15 protein-coding genes are annotated in these 21,360 nt (G+C 43.3%); 6 read left to right on the top strand and 9 right to left on the bottom strand.

Features of this window, described 5'->3' with window-relative positions; all coding sequences use genetic code 11:
- The first annotated feature begins 28 nt into the window (after nucleotides 1-28).
- A complete protein-coding gene (locus H8744_RS02480; RefSeq protein WP_305067327.1) occupies nucleotides 29-577 on the top strand; it encodes a very short patch repair endonuclease in 549 nt (182 codons plus the stop codon).
- A 38-nt stretch (nucleotides 578-615) separates the two neighbouring features.
- Here the strand turns inward: H8744_RS02480 and pyrH are convergent, their stop codons facing one another.
- The 3 genes from pyrH to H8744_RS02465 all read right to left on the bottom strand — a co-directional run bounded on the left by pyrH (nucleotide 616) and on the right by H8744_RS02465 (nucleotide 3,787).
- Entirely contained in the window at nucleotides 616-1,326 is a 711-nt protein-coding gene (gene pyrH / locus H8744_RS02475; RefSeq protein WP_262433337.1) for a UMP kinase, read from the bottom strand.
- A 128-nt stretch (nucleotides 1,327-1,454) separates the two neighbouring features.
- On the bottom strand, nucleotides 1,455-2,186 hold the full coding sequence (locus tag H8744_RS02470) for a DUF4373 domain-containing protein (protein ID WP_262433336.1): 732 nt from the start codon (nucleotides 2,184-2,186) through the stop codon (nucleotides 1,455-1,457).
- A 278-nt stretch (nucleotides 2,187-2,464) separates the two neighbouring features.
- Nucleotides 2,465-3,787 carry an MATE family efflux transporter gene (locus tag H8744_RS02465; RefSeq protein WP_262433335.1) on the bottom strand — a complete coding sequence of 441 codons (1,323 nt, stop codon included), beginning with the start codon at nucleotides 3,785-3,787 and terminating at the stop codon, nucleotides 2,465-2,467.
- Nucleotides 3,788-3,924: 137 nt separating this feature from the next.
- On the opposite strand from H8744_RS02465, the gene H8744_RS02460 reads away from it, so the two are divergent.
- Nucleotides 3,925-4,608, top strand: coding sequence for a tetratricopeptide repeat protein (locus H8744_RS02460; protein ID WP_262433334.1), 684 nt, complete (start codon nucleotides 3,925-3,927; stop codon nucleotides 4,606-4,608).
- Here H8744_RS02460 and H8744_RS02455 read toward each other — a convergent pair.
- Genes H8744_RS02455 through H8744_RS02445 form a run of 3 tightly spaced genes read right to left on the bottom strand, consistent with a single transcriptional unit; the run spans nucleotide 4,598 to nucleotide 6,090 of the window.
- Complete coding sequence (locus H8744_RS02455) at nucleotides 4,598-5,359, bottom strand: biotin--[acetyl-CoA-carboxylase] ligase (protein ID WP_262433333.1); 762 nt, start codon at nucleotides 5,357-5,359, stop codon at nucleotides 4,598-4,600. The two genes, H8744_RS02460 and H8744_RS02455, sit on opposite strands and share 11 nt — an antisense overlap.
- Nucleotides 5,343-5,699 carry an MmcQ/YjbR family DNA-binding protein gene (locus H8744_RS02450; RefSeq protein WP_262433332.1) on the bottom strand — a complete coding sequence of 119 codons (357 nt, stop codon included), beginning with the start codon at nucleotides 5,697-5,699 and terminating at the stop codon, nucleotides 5,343-5,345. Before H8744_RS02450 ends, H8744_RS02455 begins: the two co-directional genes overlap by 17 nt.
- Nucleotides 5,700-5,724: 25 nt before the next feature.
- Nucleotides 5,725-6,090 carry a YraN family protein gene (locus H8744_RS02445; protein WP_262433331.1) on the bottom strand — a complete coding sequence of 122 codons (366 nt, stop codon included), beginning with the start codon at nucleotides 6,088-6,090 and terminating at the stop codon, nucleotides 5,725-5,727.
- Between the two features lie 87 nt (nucleotides 6,091-6,177).
- Here H8744_RS02445 and H8744_RS02440 point away from each other — a divergent pair, with 87 nt between their 5' ends.
- From H8744_RS02440 to H8744_RS02425, 4 genes are all read left to right on the top strand, one after another.
- Nucleotides 6,178-6,411, top strand: coding sequence for a hypothetical protein (locus H8744_RS02440; protein WP_262433330.1), 234 nt, complete (start codon nucleotides 6,178-6,180; stop codon nucleotides 6,409-6,411).
- A 5-nt stretch (nucleotides 6,412-6,416) separates the two neighbouring features.
- Nucleotides 6,417-6,863: a nucleoside deaminase gene (locus H8744_RS02435; protein WP_305067423.1), complete on the top strand. Its 447-nt coding sequence runs from the start codon at nucleotides 6,417-6,419 to the stop codon at nucleotides 6,861-6,863.
- 34 nt (nucleotides 6,864-6,897) lie between these two features.
- Nucleotides 6,898-9,015 (top strand): LruC domain-containing protein, encoded by a 2,118-nt coding sequence (locus H8744_RS02430; RefSeq protein ID WP_262433328.1) that lies wholly within the window; start codon nucleotides 6,898-6,900, stop codon nucleotides 9,013-9,015.
- A gap of 318 nt (nucleotides 9,016-9,333) precedes the next feature.
- Nucleotides 9,334-19,125, top strand: a complete 9,792-nt coding sequence (locus tag H8744_RS02425) for a LamG-like jellyroll fold domain-containing protein (RefSeq protein WP_262433327.1) — start codon at nucleotides 9,334-9,336, stop codon at nucleotides 19,123-19,125.
- Nucleotides 19,126-19,603: 478 nt separating this feature from the next.
- Here H8744_RS02425 and H8744_RS02420 read toward each other — a convergent pair whose 3' ends face one another.
- The 3 genes from H8744_RS02420 to H8744_RS02410 form a co-directional block, all read right to left on the bottom strand.
- On the bottom strand, nucleotides 19,604-19,891 hold the full coding sequence (locus H8744_RS02420) for a DUF4834 family protein (RefSeq protein WP_262433326.1): 288 nt from the start codon (nucleotides 19,889-19,891) through the stop codon (nucleotides 19,604-19,606).
- A 62-nt stretch (nucleotides 19,892-19,953) separates the two neighbouring features.
- Complete coding sequence (locus tag H8744_RS02415; RefSeq protein WP_262433325.1) at nucleotides 19,954-20,661, bottom strand: CDP-alcohol phosphatidyltransferase family protein; 708 nt, start codon at nucleotides 20,659-20,661, stop codon at nucleotides 19,954-19,956.
- A gap of 10 nt (nucleotides 20,662-20,671) precedes the next feature.
- Nucleotides 20,672-21,358 carry a phosphatidylserine decarboxylase family protein gene (locus H8744_RS02410; protein WP_305067422.1) on the bottom strand — a complete coding sequence of 229 codons (687 nt, stop codon included), beginning with the start codon at nucleotides 21,356-21,358 and terminating at the stop codon, nucleotides 20,672-20,674.
- Nucleotides 21,359-21,360 lie beyond the last annotated feature (2 nt).

Raw genomic sequence — 21,360 nt, 5'->3', positions numbered from 1 at the left:
CTATTTTTGTGCATCTAAATGGTAAACCATGGATATTTGGGATAAAAATAAGCGTTCGGCCGTTATGGCAAAAATCAAGAGCAAGGATACGAAGCCGGAACTGATTGTCAGGCGGTATTTGTATTCCCGTGGTTATCGTTATCGAAAGAATGTGAAAGGTCTGCCCGGAACCCCCGATGTTGTATTGCGCAAATATGGTCTTGTGATATTTGTACATGGTTGTTTTTGGCATGGGCACGAAGTGGATAGTCATCTTCCTCACTCCAATCGTGATTTCTGGCAGAAGAAAATCATGCGGAACAAACAACGTGACGAACGGGACAGACAAGCTTTGAAACGAATGGGCTGGAAAGTAATGACCATTTGGGAATGCCAGTTGAAACCTGCCATACGCAAGCAGACATTGCTTGAAATGGAATATCTCATCAATCACTCTTATTTGGAGCGTTTCCAGCGGAAAGCTCCCGTACTTTATGATAGGGGAGGGTACGAAGACATCCCCGGCATGGCTGCCGAGGGTGCTGTGGAATATAAGAAATCAACCCCTTTCGGTGTCATTGAAAAGGCGGATGAGTGAACGTCCGATAGTCGAATCTGAGTTTTCCAGACTATTTTTTAATTGTGTACCAAAGTACCTATCTCTTCGCCCATTATCACCTTCTTAAGGTTGCCTACCGTATCCATGTCGAATACGATGATCGGTAGGTTGTTTTCCTTGCACATGCAAGTGGCGGTCAAGTCCATTACTTTCAAACCGCGTTTCAGCACTTCATCGTATGTGATATCACTGAACTTCGTAGCCGTGGGGTCTTTTTCCGGATCGGCCGTATAGATACCGTCAACGCGGGTGCCTTTCAACATAACATCTGCTTCGATTTCGATTCCGCGCAGGGAAGAACCCGTATCGGTTGTAAAGAAGGGATTACCGGTTCCGGCAGACATAATCACGATTTCGCCTGCTTCCATATATTCGATGGCTTTCCACTTACTGTAGAATTCACCGATAGGTTCCATGCGGATAGCCGTCAGTACACGGGCTTTCTCACCGGCTGCAACGAGAGCCGAACTGAGGGCAAGGCTGTTCATGACAGTTGCCAACATTCCCATCTGGTCACCTTTTACCCGGTCGAATCCTTTACCGGCTCCGGTTAGTCCGCGGAAGAAATTGCCACCACCGATCACAATTCCTATTTCCACTCCTTGTTCATGAATCTCTTTGATCTGGGCTGCATATTCAGCCAGCCTCTTTTCGTCGATACCGCTTTTCTTTTCTCCCATCAGGCTCTCACCACTGAGCTTTAACAGGATTCTTTTGTATTTTGCCATATTGTTCTTGTTTTTAGTTGGTGCAAATATACGATTTTACTCCTTGCTTGCCGGGCTTTTGGCGGGTAATTTTTGTGAAGAGCTTTTGTGATTGCACTAGTTTTCTAAAGTATCGCCCTGTTTTTAATCTATCCACTGCTATTGTAGGGCATACCGGTAACTTTCTGGGGCGGTTGGTAGAAGCTCTCATAGGTATGATAACGAATATCGATGAGTCGTTTTCTATAAATTCTTTCCTCCTTCCTTTCCACCTTCCCCTTGGGGGGAACTGAAAGGGGGAATTCTTTACTGTTCTTTGCTACGCTATGCTTTGCTATGCTATTCTGTGCTATGCTATGTGTACCGGATGTAACATTTTGGGGGATAATTGTTACATTTTGAACCTTAACTTCGTTTTCTTTATCCGTCTTTCCGGTTATTCTCTTGCTGATTGCGTAACCTCTTTTTGCTTGTAAATGAATTAGTTCTTCGTCCGATAGCAGGCAGTAATCATTTTCTATCCGGGAGGTTTTGCGTCGCTTGGTACTGGTGAGGTATTGTCTTTGGATGTCTGCCGAAGTCAGAATGGAATATTCTTCAAAGAGAGAGGCATTGAATAGTTCATATTTTACAGCCAAACGGATGATGCGTGCCACATCTTCTGCATTCTTTTCGTAAAAGTCTGTTGATAAGTCTATATAGAAAAGCGAGTCGGCATGTATATAATATCCTTCTTCCTTATAAATGTATGACAATGTGCTGAGCAAGACGGTAAATGCACCATCTCCCTCTTGCTTCATGATGCGTCGCACACTGCGGTTTTGCATAAGATTGGTATCTACAGGGAAATAATCCAGTCCTTGTTTTCTTGCTCTTGCCATACTTTACTCCTTTCTTAATCTTAATGTTGCTGGTTACTGAAAATACTTCGTATTTCCCGTTCATTGATCATTAATAGCCATCATGATAAGTATTAATGATTAACGTGATAGATATTAATAGTTATCACGATAAATGTTAATTATCAACGCGTCAAGTATCTATACCTTGCGTGTTGGGTAATGTACGCAATGGGAAACAAGCGGGCATTCAGCACCTCACAAAGATAGTGTTGTTTTCATATGGAAAGCAAATGGTTTTAAGAATTAATATTAATTTCTCAAGCTCCTATCATCGGGATCTTTTTTGCAAGTAAGGTTTCCATGATTCCCCTAAGTGAAAGATAAACAAGGAAAGCCAACCACAAGGCATGATTGCCCATCCATTCATGAAAAGCGTAATATACCAGGAAAAAGAAGACAGACGCAACCAGTATGGAAACCAACATTTGCCGGGTAGCAGTTGCCCCTATGAATATGCCGTCCCAAAGGAAAGCGGAAAATCCCGCTAAAGGAATGGCAAGTACCCAATAAAAATAATGACCAGCTTCTTGGATAACGGTTGTTTCATTGGTTAATAATCCGAGAAAAGATTTACCCCCTATGGCGTAAAGCAGGGTAAATGCGACCGAAAGTCCGATACCCCATGCGAATAGCTGGCGTATGGTCTGATGAAGAGCCAATCGGTTTCTTGCTCCGATATATTTTCCAGCTAAAGCTTCACCGGCATAAGCAAAGCCATCCATTATGTATGAAAAGAGAGTGAATAACTGCATGAGTAGGGTGTTCACGGCCAATACTACTTCACCTTGTGAGGCACCTGCCGAAGTGAAATACATGGTTACGATGACAAGGCAGAGGGTACGCAGGAAAATATCCCGGTTCACGGAGAAGAAACGGTACATGGCCTGTTTTTTCCAAATCCCTTTGAAAACAACCCGCTTACGGAGTGATTTATAGTAACGGAGCCACAACAATACTGCCATCAGAAATCCCGCATATTGGGCGATAAGTGTTCCGAATGCCACTCCCTCCACCTTCATTTTCAATAGGTAGACAAAGCTGAGGCTGGCGACAATATTCACAATGTTTTGCGTGATGGCTATGTACATGGGGAAGCGGGAGTTTTGCATTCCGATGAACCAGCCGGCAAAGCCGTAAAGCCCCAACATGGCGGGTGCGCCCCAAATGCAGATATAGAAGTAAAGAGTGGCAAGCGATTCGATTTCCGGGGTGGCTTTTATAAGGAAAAAAGCTCCTTTTAGAATAGGGTATTGCAACGCGAGGAGACAGACGGCAATGAACAAACCGACACCTACCGAACGCAATAATAACCGCGTGACTTCATCCAAGTCGCGCTTGCCATAAGCTTGTGAGGTCATCCCACTCGTACCCATACGAAGAAAACCGAAAATCCAGTAAATGATATTGAATAACAACCCGCCTACTGCAATGGCTCCGATGTATGCCGGTGAACCCAAGTGCCCCACAATAGTGACATCGATCAATCCCAGTAGAGGGACAGTTATATTAGATATTATGGAGGGTATGGCGATCTCGAGGATGCGTTTATTTATTGTACCGATGGAAACTATTCTTTTCATTCTACGGGCAAAGTTACATAAAAAATATATATCATAAAAATTAACGGAACAATAACGCTAATTAATGAGTCCCACAAATACAAATGGCAATAAAATTGTTACCTTTGCCGGTACTTAACTAAATGGGGACGAACGAGATGAAAACCTTAACATTACTTTTTACAATTTTGCTGTCTTTTCCGTTTGCGCTTACTGCCCAATCGGTTGGAGATGTGTTGCAGACGGTGGCTGTAGCTATGTCTGCAGGACAAACGGAAAAAGCTGTCAGCCTGTTTCAACAGGCCATTCAACAGAACGTTGACAAGGCGGAAATGTTCTATTGGACAAACGTGGATAAGAACAGTGATATTTGTGTAAAGATGGCAGATGAGTTGGCATCTCATTATAAGAGAATGCGGAACTATGATAAGGCTTATCTGTTTTATAAAGAGTTGCTTCAACGGAAACCGAACGATGTCGGTTATCTGGTATCGTGTGCCGAAATGGAGGTGGCACGTGGCAAAGAGCAGGAAGCGTTGAGGACTTATAAAAAAGTAATGGAGTTGGATGCTGACAATCTGGCAGCCAACATCTTTATCGGAAATTATCTTTACCTGATGGCAGAGCAGGAAAAACAACAGTTGGAACGCGATTATAAAAAGATTAACGCTCCGACCCGGATGCAGCACGCTCGCTACAGGGACGGGTTAAGCCGTGTGCTGACTACGGGATATAATCAGGCGAAAGAGTATTTGCAAAACGTGGTTCGCCAGTTTCCCTCGACAGAAGCACGGAAGACATTAGAGAAAATTCAACGGATTGAAAAGGAGATCAATCGGTAAACCTAAATTCGACTTCTTTAAACATATATCCTCGTTCCTTACCATTTTCATCTTTTAGTATCAGCCGTCCTTCCGGTTCTACTCGGAGGATGGTGGCTTTGAATTCGCCTTCAGCATCTTTATACGAATGTAATCCGTTGCGTCTGAACAGTGATTTTTGATAACGCACTCCGATCTGTTCTACAGCATCTTGCCGGAGTAAACGATAGTATTCCTGTACACGTTGCATGATGTCACTCGCGATCTCTACCGGATTTTCTTCCTTGCCGGTTATCTGCCACAAAGATACCGGATTCGGAGCCGGACTGAAAAACTGTTGTTGGTTGATATTTATCCCGATGCCTGCAATGCTTCTTTCAATGTAACTTCCCGCGAGATTGTGTTCTATCAGCATACCGCAGATCTTTTTGTCTTTCCAGTAGATATCGTTCGGCCACTTAATGGAGATGTCGTTTGTATAGACATCCAGTGTTTCTTTTATAGCTAGGGAAATGATTTGTGAAAGAAGGAACTGGCGTTTTGCTTCAAGGAATCCGGGATATAGTACGAAGCTGAACAGTAGGTTTTTTCCGTCTTCTGATTCCCATGAATTCCCGCGTTGTCCCCTGCCGGCCGTTTGGTACCGGGATATGACGGTGGTAAACTCTGCCTGCACGGTTTCGTTGCAAAGGTGGTTCAGGTAAAGGTTAGTGGAATTTGTTTCCCTGATCCGGATAAGCGGAACAGGAAATCCATCAGGGGAGTGCATCATATTCGGCTTTTAACTTTTTGGTGAATTTCTTTATTACCTCTTCATAGGAATGATCTATTAATTGGCAGATCAAACGGTCATCGGCATCTTCTTCAAATCGTATGCTGTTCCAATATTTCTTATTGAAATGGTATGCTCCATCGATGGCGGCATAACGTTCCCGCAGTTCAAGGGCGTATTCGGGTTCGCATTTTAAAGTGATCGAATTGGCATATTCCAGATCGATGAGGGCAAACATTTTTCCCATCACTTTCATCACCAAGGATGTTTCATCAAAAGGAAAACTTTCGGTTGCTCCTTTCTTCTTCAAACAGTATTCTCTTGCAGTTTCTATATTCATATGCTTGCTTTTTACATTTACATCTTCAGAATATCGGTGGATAAAATGCCTCTTTTATATGTTCTATTTTAAAGTTTCCCGGCTTTCCGACGACCGTGACGATATCGAAACGTACCGGGACATCGATCTGAAAGAATCGGATATAAGTATCTGCGGCTCTCACCGTATGTTTGATTTTCTGTCTGTCTACCGCTTCTTCGGGTTGCATGATGTCGGCATCGCTCCGGGTTTTCACTTCAACTACAATCAACTCGTCATTTTTGGCAGCTATGATATCCAGCTCCAGATGTCCTTTTCTCCAGTTGCGATGGCGAATGACGTAACCATGACTTTCCAGATAAGCTACTGCGGCATCTTCTCCGGCTTTACCCAAGGCATTATGTTCGGCCATATATTTTTAATAATTTGGTAGTTGATGTGCAAAAATACTCTTTTTATGCTTTGTTTTTACAGAAGTAAAAGTAAATTTGCAAAGTAAATGGGAAAGAGGGATAAAAAGAGTCTGAAAATGCATGTCGAAACCACGAAACGTGAACGGCGTATGAGCATTTTGATGAGCGATGACGAGCAAATGATTGTAGACCGTTATCTGGATAAATATAAGATAACGAACAAATCTCGTTGGCTTCGCGAAACTATCCTCATGTTTATACATAAAAATATGGAGGAGGACTATCCGACTCTTTTTGGCGAACATGATATGAGACGATGATGCCTATGCTCGACGATACCTATTTCATGAAGCAGGCGCTCATTGAAGCGCAGAAAGCCGGAGAGAGGGGAGAAGTTCCTGTCGGGGCGGTAATCGTTTGCAAAGGGCGGGTGATTGCCCGTGCCCATAACCTGACTGAGACACTGAATGATGTGACGGCACATGCCGAGATGCAAGCCATCACTGCAGCTGCCAATGTCCTTGGCGGGAAATATCTGAACGAATGCACTCTATATGTCACGGTAGAACCTTGTGTGATGTGTGCCGGGGCCATTGCTTGGGCACAGGTCGGGAAGTTGGTTTTTGGAGCCGATGATGAAAAAAGGGGGTATCAAAAATATGCGGCACAGGCATTACATCCTAAAACGGAAGTCGTGAAGGGTATTCTGTCTGAAGAATGTGCCGTACTGATGAAAGAATTCTTTGCTGCAAAGCGGAGAGCGAAAGGATGATATAACAACAAAACAAACAAATAATTTCGGTATTATGAAAGAGATCATTTCGTTGCTATTTGTTGCCTGTATATGTTTCTCTTGTGTGGATAATGAGCGCAATCTGTCCGAAGAGAAAGAATCCGGCAATGATCTGGACTTAACATTTGATTTTCATTTAAAATCAAAAAAGAGTTTGACAATTACGGCAGAAAATCTTAGTGGAAAGCTGGCTGCCGGTGTTCCGTTTAATGTCTACGTTGAAAATCCTTATACGGATGGTGATCGATTGAAGGATGTGAAGCCTGTTTTTACGGGTATAACGGATGCTTCGGGGTCAATAACAGCTGACATGCTACTTCCTAACGAAGTGAAGACGATCTATGTAAGTACGACCTATCCGGGTTATGGAGCTATGCAGACATGTGAAGCGGCCAATAGCGCGTCACTGGCTTTTGGCGGTGTGAATCCGTTTGTCATCAAGGAAACGGAGACACGCGGTGGAAGCGAAAACAATGGAGAGATAACGCGTAAGAGTAAAATATGTTATCCGGGAACGGATAATCCTTATCAGTTATATACTTATTATGCGCAGGGCATTCATGCTACATTGGCTTCCGGATTGTTTAAAGACGGTGTATCGGTCGATCCGGAACTATTCAGTGCGGAAGATATCACAAAAATAAGTACGGTTGTCAATAATATGTTTCCCGAACGGGTTGCCGTATCGGATGAGAAATATTTTTCTGCCGATTATTGTACCGATCTGCAAATAACGGAACCGGTTGTAAACGATGGAGGCGTCTATCAAGGTACGGAAATATGGGTTACGTTTCTGGGTGATGGTGGTTTCTCTGATGGTAATTGGAATATTTTTAATGCATTATGTTATTATACGTATGATTCGGCAAAAGGGGTAACTGCCCAAGACGCTGCCAGTATCCGCAAAACGATGCTGTTTCCCAATACGAATGTGGCTAAATTATCTTCTGTCCATGCTCCGGTAGTCGGTGCTAAAATACAATTGATGTATTGGGATGAAGCCAGGCAACTCTATACAAATATTTTTCCGGCCGGTGTCAGCATCGGATGGGTGATGGTAGCTGCACAGCCGGGGCAAAACGGAGCCGGAGATGCAATGAAAAATCTCGGGAATTACCGCTTTTCTACTCCTGTTTTAAATAGCAACAGCGCGATGCCTTATCCCGGAGCTTATACGAATGGTATTGCCCGCTGGAGTGAAGATGCCGGTTGTAATATCGTAGGATTGGATTATCGTTTACATAAAGACCCCAATGAGTTCAATGATATGGATTATAACGATATTCTGATAAAAGTCGAATCGAATCCGATGATTAAACCTAAAGATGAAATACCTGTTCCTCCTGTAGAAGATACGGCATACAAATATTCTGTATTTGGAACACTGGCGTTCGAGGATAACTGGCCGTCAAAAGGTGATTATGATTTTAATGATTTTGTGACGGATTATACTTATACGATTGTGAAAAAGACCGATGCGGAAGGTCAACTGACCAATGAAGTCTCTGCTATTGAATTGACATTTACCCCGCGTGCGCAGGGGGCGGTTTATACAAGCGGCTTTGGCATTCAATTGCCGGTAGCCACTTCCAATGTAGATGTTTCCGCCATGTCCGGAGGAATTTTAGAATCGGCTAATACACAGGCTACAGTGATTGTGTATGACGATATCAGACAGTCCGCTTTTAATTCTGCTTCCGGAGGATTTGTAAATACTGTGGTAGGCGGGAATACGGCACCGGGCGTACCGGTGAAAGTATGGATTCCACTCAAACAGGCAATTACCGATACGGGAAATCTGTTTTCAGAGTTCAATCCTTTTATATATGTTTCAAACCGGGGTAAAGAGATTCATTTGACCGATATGCCACCAACGGACAAAGTCGATATGAAATGGTTTGGTTTAAATTCAGACCGTTCAGACCTTGAACATGGTGTTTATTACCGTATGGATAATGAGTTCCCGTGGGTGTTGGATATTCCACGTTTGAGGGAGAATACGGATGCATGGATTTACCCGGTAGAGAATAAAGAAATTACTCTTGCTTATCCTAAGTATGAAAGTTGGCTGAAAGACCATGGTATTCTTTGGCAGAAGGAGCCGAATGAAGAATTTGTTTACAAACCATGAATTTCGCTGTCGAGCCTTAAATGCCCCCCAAAAGTTAGTTGCAAAACTTTTGGGGGGCATTTAATATATGGTGATTGGTGAAGTTGCCATATATAAGCTGATGTAAGTGTTGCTACTATTATATGGTTTATAGCTATGCCTTTTTTGTTTTTGCCTCTTTGATTCTGTTTGTATCTATTTGTAAATCAATCCTGTTTTAATTTGTAAATCGAATTGTATATCGGTTGTTTTTGCCTTATTCTTGCATTTCCCGTACTTTTATTACCCCAAATATCTATTGTGTATAAAAGAGTAATTTAATAAAAAGGAATAGACCAAATGAGAACAAAACGAATGAAGACAAAACAGACAGTACTTTACAAGATTTTATTCATGATGGGCTGCTTACTTCTTCCGGAATTTGTGCTTGCTAATGTCGCTTTTGATGCTAACAAGCATATCCGCCTCTATGGAGCCGGAAGTGATCACAAGGGAAAAACATTGACTGTTGACCCTGTTACCAGCAATTCTATCGAATGGAAGTTGATGAATTCGGATGTGTATGGCTATTATGACTGTATGCGTAATTTCAAAATCTATTTTCGTGAGGCAGGGAGTAATAAAGATTATCTCTATGTTTGTAACGGAGGTGCGCATTCGACCAAAGACCTTTATATTGAAGACCAATATAAAGATGTAGAAATCTCAGGCTATGCGGAACGGGTAGGAGGAGCCACTAAATCGAGTGATTTTCGTAAGAATCCGGGATTTGGTGATCTTGAAAATACCTCTTATCAATATTGGAGTACACTTCGATGGTATTTACCAGCGGATGCACCAGGTAAAACGTATGATGTAAGAGTGGATTATTGCTGGGACAGAGACTGTGTCGGACGTTGTTACAGGGATGGTTCTATTTATTATACGATTACCGTCAAACCTTTTTCTACGGGAATTACTGTATCTCCCGAATGGAAAGACGGAACTTTTCTAAACGTTGACATCAAGAATGGAAGGACGGATGGTTATGTAACGGGCAAAACCGAGGTCTCTGTTCAATATAGTAATGCAAAGACCGACATCAAACAGTTCTCCGGAGCAGCCAGCAACGTCTATTCGTTGCAGATGCTGCCCAATGAAAATGTCACACTGAACACAAAAGTCACGTTTGAAAGAGAAGGCAATAGATATAAGATGTATCAGACGCTGACAGATACGCGATCTGTATCAGGTTACGAACTGTCTCCGTTGAAAGCCTATTATGATCGTTGTGCGGGATATATCGTACTCTCATGGTCAGCTTCCGATAAATTCCCTGCAACAAAGGATACGTATATTGCCGTCTATCGATCCAATAACAAGGATTTTACATCGCCCGTCTGCATTACGGCGAATGGAACTGAACGCTTTTCAACGGGAGCATTCATGGATACGGAAAAGATGTATGCATCCACCGATATCGGAAAGACGTACTATTATCGGTTATACCATAATATAGGGACAAAAAATGGAACTGCCGATTGCGAGCATGATCCTTATTCCGAAGTGGAATGGACGATTCGTAATCCTGAGAGCGATGTCCCTATGGTACATGTGGATTCTATTAAAGTAAAAGAGGGGGAAGGTATGGGAAAGTTCTTTTTGTCGTGGCAAAAAACATTGTGTTCCAACGAGAAGCTTTCTCTGATTCGCAAAAACTTGCAAACCAATAAATCGACTGTTATTTCGCTGAGTGCAGATGCTACCTCTTATACGGATGAGGCTCCTACTTGTGATTTGTATACCTATTGCCTCGAAGTCGAAGTTATCCATCCGAAGAGTGTCGTTTTCCGGAGTAGGGAAACGGAACCGGTAGTTGCCACTACCAGCATTCAGTTTGCGGAACCGTTCCAAACTTCTCAAGGCATTTATCCCGATAAAGTGACGACCCGTTGGAAAATCAAGGCACTTCCGGCAGATGGAACTACATTTACCATTTTAAGGCGTGAAGCGGGAAGTTCCGACAATTATCAGATCATAGAATCAGGCATAAAAGGTATGGAGAATGTGATGATGTACGAAGATAGGGGGGCTAATGCCGGGGCGTATTACGAATACGCTTTGCAAGCTGTTTTCGATTGTGGAGGTACACGGGTGACGGCAGCGCTTGAACAAGATGTGATTGGATTTGTACAACCGTTGGCCACCATCACCGGAAGAGTGAATTTCGGTACAGGTGATGCTGTAAAAGATGTGAGTTGTATGATGTATGTCAAAGATGCTATCAGTAAAACGATGGGATGGCGAAGCTTGTTGTTTAGTAATTACCTGACAGACGGACAGACGGACGGACAGAAAGACGCTTCCTACGCAACGGTTTGTTTTAAAACCAGACACCCTTCAGTCGAAAGTGGCAATGAGATGACGTGGCAGGCTTGGATTGCACCGATTGCCAAGAACTGGGCTGACGACAAACGTTCGGTCATTTACAACCAGGCGGGTGAATACACCTTATGGATGGATGGTGAAAAGTTATGTTTTGGCAAAGGTGACGATATGACTACTCCACTTCTTACTGCCGACTTGCAAACATCGGTTTCTGTCTCGGGTTTGCAGTACAACCACATCAGTTTGGTTGTGGCGGCAGATTCTCTGCGTTTCTATCTCAATGGCGAACAGGTTGCTTCCGTGAAAAATGAAAGTTACGACTTTGGATATATTGAAGAAGGAATTGCCACATTGGGGAACTTGCAGGCGGAGAAGGCTCTCCGTAGTTATGGCTTTTTAGGATGGATCGATGAAGTACGGCTTTGGAACATAGCACTGACTCAAGGGGAAATTATGCGTGATTATGGCCGTACACTTTCAGGAAAAGAAGCGGGATTGTGTGCTTATTGGCGTATGGACGAGGATCTTGAAAGTGATTTTTACGACTCTTCGTATGAGAATGCAAACAAGTATAATGAGAATCAGGGCACATTGCACAATGTGACCCGCTCGGATGTGACACCTACCGAAAATCAGTTTTGGCTCCGTGGTATTACGGATGAAAAGGGAAATTATCAGGTGTGCGGTATCCCTTATGAAGGTCAAGGAACCACTTACTCCATTGTTCCCGTCAAAGGCGTGCATGTATTCACTCCCTCGGAACGGACGGTATTTATTGGTGCCAATGATGCCACGGTTATCAACAACGTTGACTTCACCGATAAATCCTCTTTTAAAGTTGAAGGCTATGTGATGTATCGTGATTCGTCCTATCTGGCAAGTACCGATCTTTTTCCCGTGGAAGGTGTCAATATCTTCATTGACGGACAAAGTGTCATGCATGAAGGAGGGTTGGCTGCTACCGATGCGCAAGGACACTTTTCGATAGACGTACCTATCGGTAATCATACCATCAGCGTGAAAAAGGATGGGCACGTGTTCGAGAAAGAAGGTTATTATCCAGCCAAAGGTGTGACTGAGAATTATCAGGCGGATATGACGATGCCTTTGCGTTTCTATGACGTTACTCGTGCTTCATTGGCAGGACGAATAGCCGGAGGTAAAACCGAATCGGGGCGTGATGTCGGCTTTGGTGAGAGTACTAATAATGTAGGGCATACTGAAATTTATCTATATCCGGAGAAGAAAGGCTATCCGCTTCCCGGTTTCATCGGAGGAGAGTCTGTAGTGTATTTTGGCCATAGAGATAAGGCGGCTTCACGCATCACCCGTTACTCTGATTATTACCTGATCGAAACCGATACCCTTTCCGGTGAATTTCTCTCTTACCTGATTCCCGAGAAATTTACTGCCCGGCCTAAAGTACAGGGTATAGAAGGATTGGCAGAGAATTATTTCGGTGATCCGCAAGTGGCATTGGACTTGTCAAAGGTGACACAATATGCCCCCGTGCAGTATTGGGAAGACTCTGTATCTGTAGATGGTAAACGAATGCTTGCCTCAGACTCATTAAAATGCAATGTGATCCAGAAATTCACACATTATGAAATGCCACAGATTGCCGTAATAGACTTAGGTGCGAAAGAAGGGGCGTTCGGTGATTCGATTCGTTTTGTATCAGAGAAAGATTCATTGTATTTTTACCGGATGGTGGAGAAATCTGAAGAAGATTCGGAGAGTGTATATAAAGAATTGGAATATACGTTCCATGCGCCTGTTTTCCGTACAGGACAAACTTATAATTTCCGTATCATGGCAAATGAGGTTTATACGAATATGCATAATCCGTCCCTAGAGACCGAGGTACTGGTGGAAGGGGCGACTCTCACCATTCATAATAACTTAGGTTTGGTGGAAGCCAACGCGGATGGAAGTACGGTGAAAGGCGATGCATTGGAAATTCCGCTGGATTCATTGCCTGATGGAATATATACGTTTATAGCCGGTTTTCCGAATATTAACCGGAATGCTTCCAAGGCGGAGGATAGTTATAAGTTGGATTTTAATCTTTCGCTGAAGACTGCCGATGGTACGGTGTTCAACTGGCGTGATGAGCAAGAACCTTTGGAAGCTTATGTTCTCGGTTCATTGCCGAAACCGGGAGCCAATTTCGTGACTAAAGGTCCCGATGCCGTGACAGCAGTGTTGAGAGACCCTCCGGGTTCGGGCAGCTTCGCCACTTATACGAGGAACGATGCAACAAGTGTAACTTTCGATATTTCCTTGACCGGTGGCGGTGGCGGAGGATTCGGTACTGATTTGGAGGTTGGAGTGAAATCGAACTCGTCTTTTGGTACCGGCTTTTTGAATACTATTGCAAAGATTGGCGAGACGGCTAAAAAGAATATAAAAAGCGAGTTTGTATCGGATACTTCTAATGGAGCAACACTTACGACAACTAAGACTGCCACTTCTACGATATCTACCGGATCGGACGATGCACATGTCGGTGCCAATGGAGATCTGTACATCGGGTATAGCAGCAATATAAATATTGCCGAATCGAATAGTATCAATCTGTTTGCCATAGAACAGTTGGAAAAGGGAAATAGCATCGGGATAGAACAAAACGGATGGACAATAGGTCGGAAAGAACAGGATGCAATGGGGATAGAGTTTGATACGGAGTTCATTTATTCGCAAAAGCAATTGCTTGGTGAAGTGATACCTGACTTACGTGAAAAGCGGAACAGATTGTTAATAGCAGAAACTGATACGGTTAGCTTCACTAATACGGGACTATATCCTCTGTGTGTGACCCCATTGAAGGGTGATGACCCGCAGTTTGGAGAGGAGGGAACATATAAATGGTTCAATGGTTCGAAAGTGGTAGCCTATATAGACTCGATCGGTTACTATAATGGAATGATTGAAAATTGGTATTTAGCTATCGAAGATAATGAGAGAGAGAAAGTGGAAGCAATTGAAGGAAAAAAGGGAATTACTCCCAAAAATATCTCTTTCGATTCGGGAAGTACTATTTCACGGACTACATCTAAATACCATTCTTCCGCTTATCATGGTTCCACTTCTTTTGAATATACTTTCAAAGTGAATATTACTATGATAAAGGAGGCTGATGTGGACGCTGCTTATAAAAGCAGCAAAGAGAAAACGATGAGCCTTAAGGTGAATCCCGAATTTTCGGCATCTTATGATTCATCTAACACCTCTACCTATCAGTTTACTCTGAAAGAGAATAACGCCTTTTCTTATTTTTCTACCGATTTATATGGATTTGATGATGCTGTAGAGTCTGAGGAGAAAGAACGTAAATTAAAATATTCACCGGTATTCTTTCTCCGGGGAGGGCAGAGTGCATGTCCATGGGAGAAACCTGAGCATACGATGTTCTATCAGCCGGAAAAGAAGCATCTTCTTTCCAGCGGAACATTGCAAGTGGAAAAGCCGACAATATCTATCAAAAACGCTGATAATACGGATGTCACAAATGGTGAACCGGTCTTGTTGAATGTGCAACTGGGTAATGCTTCCGAAGCTAACTTGACCCGGGTTTATACTTTGACACTGGATAGTGAAAGCAAGACTTATGGTGCGGATATTACTTTGGATGGTAATCCTTTGAATGGTGGTATTGACATAACGGTGCCTGCCGGACAGACCATTACGAAGCAGGTGAAGTTTTCTCCTAACCGTATTGACTCCCTGCATTATGAAAATATTGGGTTGATTTTCCATTCTCCTTGTCAGTATTTTGGCAAGAAATCTGCGGACGGTGTAGCTTCGGGAGAGATTTTTGATGAAGCGTTTTTCTCGATACACTATCGTCAGTCATGTTCACCGTTGCGAATGACATCACCGCGCAACAATGATGTGTTGAATACTTCCACAGGAGATAAACTTACCGTGCGGGTGGATAATTATGACCTGACTTATAAGAACTTCAAGAAGATAGCAGTACAAACTCGTCTGGAGGGAAGTAATGACTGGACTACCCATGCCGTATATTGTATAGATGAAGCGACTTTGGCAGACGAAACGGCACAGAACAAATACCTGATTGAGGAGAAAGAATTCTCATATACGATCGACATGCATGACATGATGGATGGCCGATACGAAGTACGGGTGTCATCCGTTTGCATGGCTTCCGGTATTCCGGTGGAGAATACTTCAGATGTAGTGACCATTGTTAAAGATATGACCACTCCAAAGATTATCAGCTTCGAACCGTCGGGTGGCATTCTTACTCCTGACAAGCAGATTGTGGTGACTTTTAACGAACCCATCAATCAAGGTGAATTGCGTCCGGCCAATGTGAGACTTACCGGTGTACTGAACGGTACGAAAGTGGCGAACAATTGTGGGTTGGAGTTTGACGGGGAGTCATCTATGGCATATACCACTGACACCCTGAATCTTGAAGATAAAGATTTTACTATCGAACTTTGGTTACAACGTACGGCTGGTAATGAGGAAGATGTGATTATCACCGATACCCGCTTACCTTTCCGTATAGGTTATACGGTAGACGATAAATTGCGCATTGTCAGTGGTGGAGAGATATATGTGTCCGAAACGAGTATTGTTCCGCCTACCGATTCGCAAGGTACTCCTGCTTGGCAACACATGGCAGTGAGTTGCCGTAATAATGGAGGCAACTTTTTACTTTCGGCTTTCGTTTCTTACGATCAGACCAATTTGACGGTGTTTGATAATCTTCCGATCACGCCTTCCAGCGGACGAAGTCGCATCTATCTTGCCAAATTGCCAGAAGAAACCAAGGGATTCAAAGGTCGTATGCGAGATTTTCGTATCTGGAGCAAAGTGCGCATTGCAGCCGATGTGTATGCTTCGCAAAGCGTATTGCTTTCCGGCAAGGAACCGGGACTGAATAATTATTGGCTGATGGACGAGATGTCCGGTGATGTTGTACAGGATAAAGCTTCTTCACGGCATTTGCAACTGGAGTGCGGGCGATTTGTCGATCCTGTCGGTAAGTCCGTTCGGGTGTTGAGTACGGATGACCATCCGTTAGCATATGCTTGCTCTACGAAAGGGGTGTTCACACCTGAAGACAATTTTACAATAGAGTTTTTCTTCTCGGCCGATCCATCGCAGCAGGAACAGGAACCTGCCCTTTTCTCCGCAGGAAAAGGCGACGGCACGGATGTGGGTACGGATAACAACAGGGCAGGGGCGCTGTCGGTGCGTATAAATAAAGACGAGGGGCTATTACTCTATAGCAATGGATTGAAATATCGAATAGATGAAGATACGGATTATTTCGATGGACAGTGGCATCACTTTGCTTTGAGTGTCGATCGTTACGGATATGCGAATGTCTTGTTGGACGGTGTTTTGCGCTATCATATTTTGGGTAGTGAGTTTGGAGGCATGAACAATCCGTATATCAGCTTGGGCTCATTATGCTGGGTGGAAGCATTGAATTCTCTTCATTCGAGCAGCAAACTTAACGGAAGGTTCGATGAATTGCGTGTATGGAAGGGATGCCGTTCGGCACAGCTTATCAAAGAGTTTATGCATGTCAAACTGTCGGGTGATGAGTCGGGTCTCGATTTGTATTTCCCCTTCGAACGTTATGATATGGATAACCAAGGCAGGATTGTTGCTACCAATCAGTCACAGGATGCCGAAGCACAGCCAAAAGATGTGATAAATTATGTTGTAGGAAAGCAGGTCTACATAGATCCGGTCTATGCCGATGTGGCTCCGTTGATCCGTGACACACGTAGCGTGCAGGAAGTAAACTCGGAATTTATAGCATCCGACAAGCAATTGGTCATCGTTCCTACAGTGGATAATAAGTATATTGAGAAACGCAATCTCACCGTCAGCTTGCATGGCATCAAAGACATCTATGGCAACCTGATGTCGGGCACTCAGTCATGGAATGTATTCGTACTGAACAGCCGGATGGGATGGATGGAAAAAGAGGTAAGTCTGAAAAAGAGGCTTTATGAACCGCAAACAGTGAAACTGGAGATTGTTAATCTTTCTTCTTCCAGCCAATTGTTCGAAATGGAAGGGGTGCCTTGGTGGTTAACGATGGATACTGATAACGGCATATTAGATCCGTTAACTAAGAAAATTATTACTTGTACCATCGATCCGCAACTTGCCATCGGTACATATAATGAGACCATTTATCTCACCAATACCGAAAACGGAATGGCGGAGATTCTGAAACTGAATGTGAAAGTTTATGCCGAAGGTCCCAACTGGAAGGTGGATCCTTCACTCTCGAAGAAGACTTCCATGAACATCTTGGGCGATTTACGTATTGACGGTGAGTTGTCGATAGACCCGGAAGATAGCATTGCTGCCTTCCAGGACGGAATTTGTATTTCTGTTGCCGCTCCGCGTCCCATCGGAAAGAATCGGAATGACTATCTGGTATTTATGAACTTGTATACGAAAGATGAAATACGGCAATCCCCCATTGTGTTTAAGGTGTGGGATGCGAGTACGGGTACGGTATTTTCCAATGTCACTCCTGACAATCTGAGTTTTGTTGCCGATGGTATATTGGGTACTGCATCCGAACCTGTCCACTTTGTCACCCATGAGGAACGTGAGCAAGTCATCACGCTTAATAAGGGGTGGACGTGGACATCCCTGGCAGTCGATCCGGTGGACAAACGTGTAGGCGCACTTTTCTCGTATAAGGATATTGAGGTACTGAAAGGGCAGGATGGACAAAGCCTGTCCGATTTAGGAGCTGAGTCGATGACCGATCCGGATTATGAGCTGGCTATCGAAAAGATGTATAAGATTAAAACCGAAAAGGATAAGGAGTTGACTATTTCCGGGCGTAAAATTGTTCCCGCAGAACATCCGATCCAGTTGCGCATCAGCAACAAGCTGGGTTATGGTTGGAACTGGATCGGTTACACAGCGGTGGCTCCTCTCTCTCCACAGGAGGCATTTGCAGGTGCGGATGTTCGAGAAGGCGAAATGGTGAAAGGACAAGAGGGCTTTGCCGTTTACTATTCCGAATTGGGATGGATAGGCACGCTGGAAGTTTTGCAACCAGGTAACGGTTATTTGTTTAAAGCGACGAAAGAACGGACTTTCTATTATCCGACCACGATTCTGAACCGTATAAAATCACAAGCAACTGTGCATGGAAAGAATTTGAGAAATACGCATTGGAAAGTGGACATGTATGGCTATCCCAATACGATGTCGATGATAGCCGTGGTTCCGGAACTTGTTCCTGCGGCACAGGATGAAATAGGAGTATTTGTCGGTGATGAATGTCGTGGAGTAGGTGTGTTGAGGGAAGTTGAAGATAAAGGAAGTGTTTTTGTCATTTATATCTATGGAGATCTGAATGGCGATAAACTTACTTTCCGTTATTTCGACTCCAAGGAAGAAAAAGAAATAGCGTTGGAGCAGACTCTTTCATTTGTTTCTGATGAAATGGTCGGTAGCTTCGAATCGCCATATATATTGACGGTTAAAGATCCTATGTCTATTCCGGACATAACTTCGGGCATTCGGATATATCCTGTGCCTACGAAGCGTTATTTAAAAATTCATCTGGAAGGAACCGAACTTAAGCGTCTGCGTTTGTTCGATTTGAATGGCCAAGTGTTAATGCATACAGATAAATTGGTCGATGGGCAAATCGATCTGATAGGATTACCGGAAGGACATTATCTATTGGAACTTGTGACAGATAATGGAAGAGTAATCCGACGCATTATAAAGAAATGAGGGAGCTGACTGGTCGTAGTATGATGAGTTGATGTCCTGCTGTGTATGAAGATAACAGGGGTCTAAATAAAGAATGTACCAAGAGTAAAAGCCGCTATTAGAATAAGAAAATGAGGCGGCATCTTTTGGTACATTCTTTTGGTTTTATTTGACAAATGGCAGACTTGAAACTGATGATTTTCCATGTCCGGGAGGAACACCTTGGAGGCCACCGATGAAGGCCCCCTTCCTCACCGATGAAGAGGCTCTTCCTCACCGATGAGGAAGCCCTTCATCACCGAGGTAAAACTTGCTTTATAAAATTTTGATTATCAGTTGTTTGAAATTTTAATCCGTATCCATGTGCCGGAAAACTGTTTTATGTGGGCAGAAGCACTATTATTTACAAAATAACGGTTGGCAATCAGATCACTTTTCTGCTTTCTGAAAATTAGAAATGAAGAGAGAGAGAAGAATGAATGTTGGCGATTTGGCAGGTTTATATTTCTTCAAAATCGACATATTCTCCTTCGTCTTTTGCAAATATCTTTTTATGCTGTCTTTTGGTGCGTGGCTCTTTAGGAGCGTCTTCAGGTACTTCTCCAGTATCTATATTCTGCCAATCTGACGATTCCTGATGAGGCGATGATCGTTGGTAAGTTTGTTGATGAGAGGAAGTGCGGCGTCCCAATCCAAAGATAGTCCTTAGGAAAGTGCCTACTATAGCAACACCGATGATTAATACGGCTATGATGATAATGAATAAAAATCCTAAAAGGTGAAACATGGACTATTAGTTTTATACGTTGTTTGAAACTTACTCTACAACAAACGTGCCAAAAGGATTGTTTATTTATTTTTTCTTGTAAAAAGTGAAAGTATGATATACCATACGATTACTGCTGAGAATCCACTAATTCCAAGGAAAATAAGCAAAGGAATACAGACGATAAGGAATATAAAACTAACTTTGTTGTCTTTCCAGGAAAGATTTTTGAACTTCAATGAGAACATCGGTATTTCGGATACCAACAACCATGAAAATAAAAGTACTACCACTAGAAGATAGAAGGGATTGCAGGCAGGAGAAATGAGGAAATCGTGCGCACCTACTGTCAAAGCTCCCCAAAACAGAGCGTTTGCCGGAACCGGAAGTCCGATAAACGAACTGGTCTGGCGGGTATCGTTGTTGAATTTAGCCAATCGTAAGGCAGAAAAGACGGAAATCAGGAAAGCGGCATAAGGCAAATAAGGAGCAAGCCATTCCATGCTTCCCGGATAATGCATCTCTTTGAATAAAGAGAATACTACAAATGAGGGCGCGGCTCCGAAGCTGATGTCATCGGCAAGGGAGTCGAGATCTTTGCCGATAGGAGAAAATGCATGGAGTACACGTGCCAGCATTCCATCGAAGAAGTCGAATACAGCACTTAATATAATAAAGGTAAGTGCCAACTCGTAACGGGCTTGGAAAGCCATAAAGCAGGCTATACAACCGGAAAACAGGTTCAGGCAGGTAACAGTATTCGGAATATGTCTCTTGATGGAATTTGTCATTATGGTTTGTTTATTTCAGTTTGGCGATGACGGTCTGATTGCCGGTAGTTAATTGTCCCATTGAAACACATATTTCTGTTCCTAACGGGAGATATACATCTACACGAGAACCGAATTTGATGAATCCCATGTGTTCGTCTATATAACATTCTTCACCCACTTCGGCATAAGTGACGATGCGCCGTGCCATGGCTCCGGCTATCTGGCGGGTAAGGATTTCCACTCCTTCGGGAGTCTCGATGACGATCGTCGAACGTTCGTTTTCTGTACTTGCTTTCGGTAGCCACGCTTTCATGAATTTCCCGTTATGGTGCGATACCATTTTGACTGTTCCGTCTACTGGATACCAATTGGCATGCACGTTTAGTATACTCATGAAAATGGATACCATAATCCGGCGGTCGTGGAAATATTCATGCTCGTCCACCTCTTCGATAACAACGATTTTCCCATCAGCGGGTGCTACGACGATCTTCTCTGTATCTTCTCCGAAGAGGCGGATGGGACACCGAAAGAAGTTCATCATCAATCCGTAGACAATGATACTGGTCAAAGCTACCAGATAGAATGGAATTTTGCAATCAATCCCCCAGTAAAAGGCCGCATTAATGAGTAGCAGCAGGAAAAAGCTTCCCCATAGAATGTGTGTTCCTTCCCGGTGGATGCGTATCTTTTTTAATTTCTTTAGTCGACCCATGT

Source organism: Jilunia laotingensis (assembly GCF_014385165.1).
Taxonomy (GTDB): domain Bacteria; phylum Bacteroidota; class Bacteroidia; order Bacteroidales; family Bacteroidaceae; genus Bacteroides; species Bacteroides laotingensis.
This window is presented reverse-complemented; position numbering and strand designations above follow the sequence as displayed.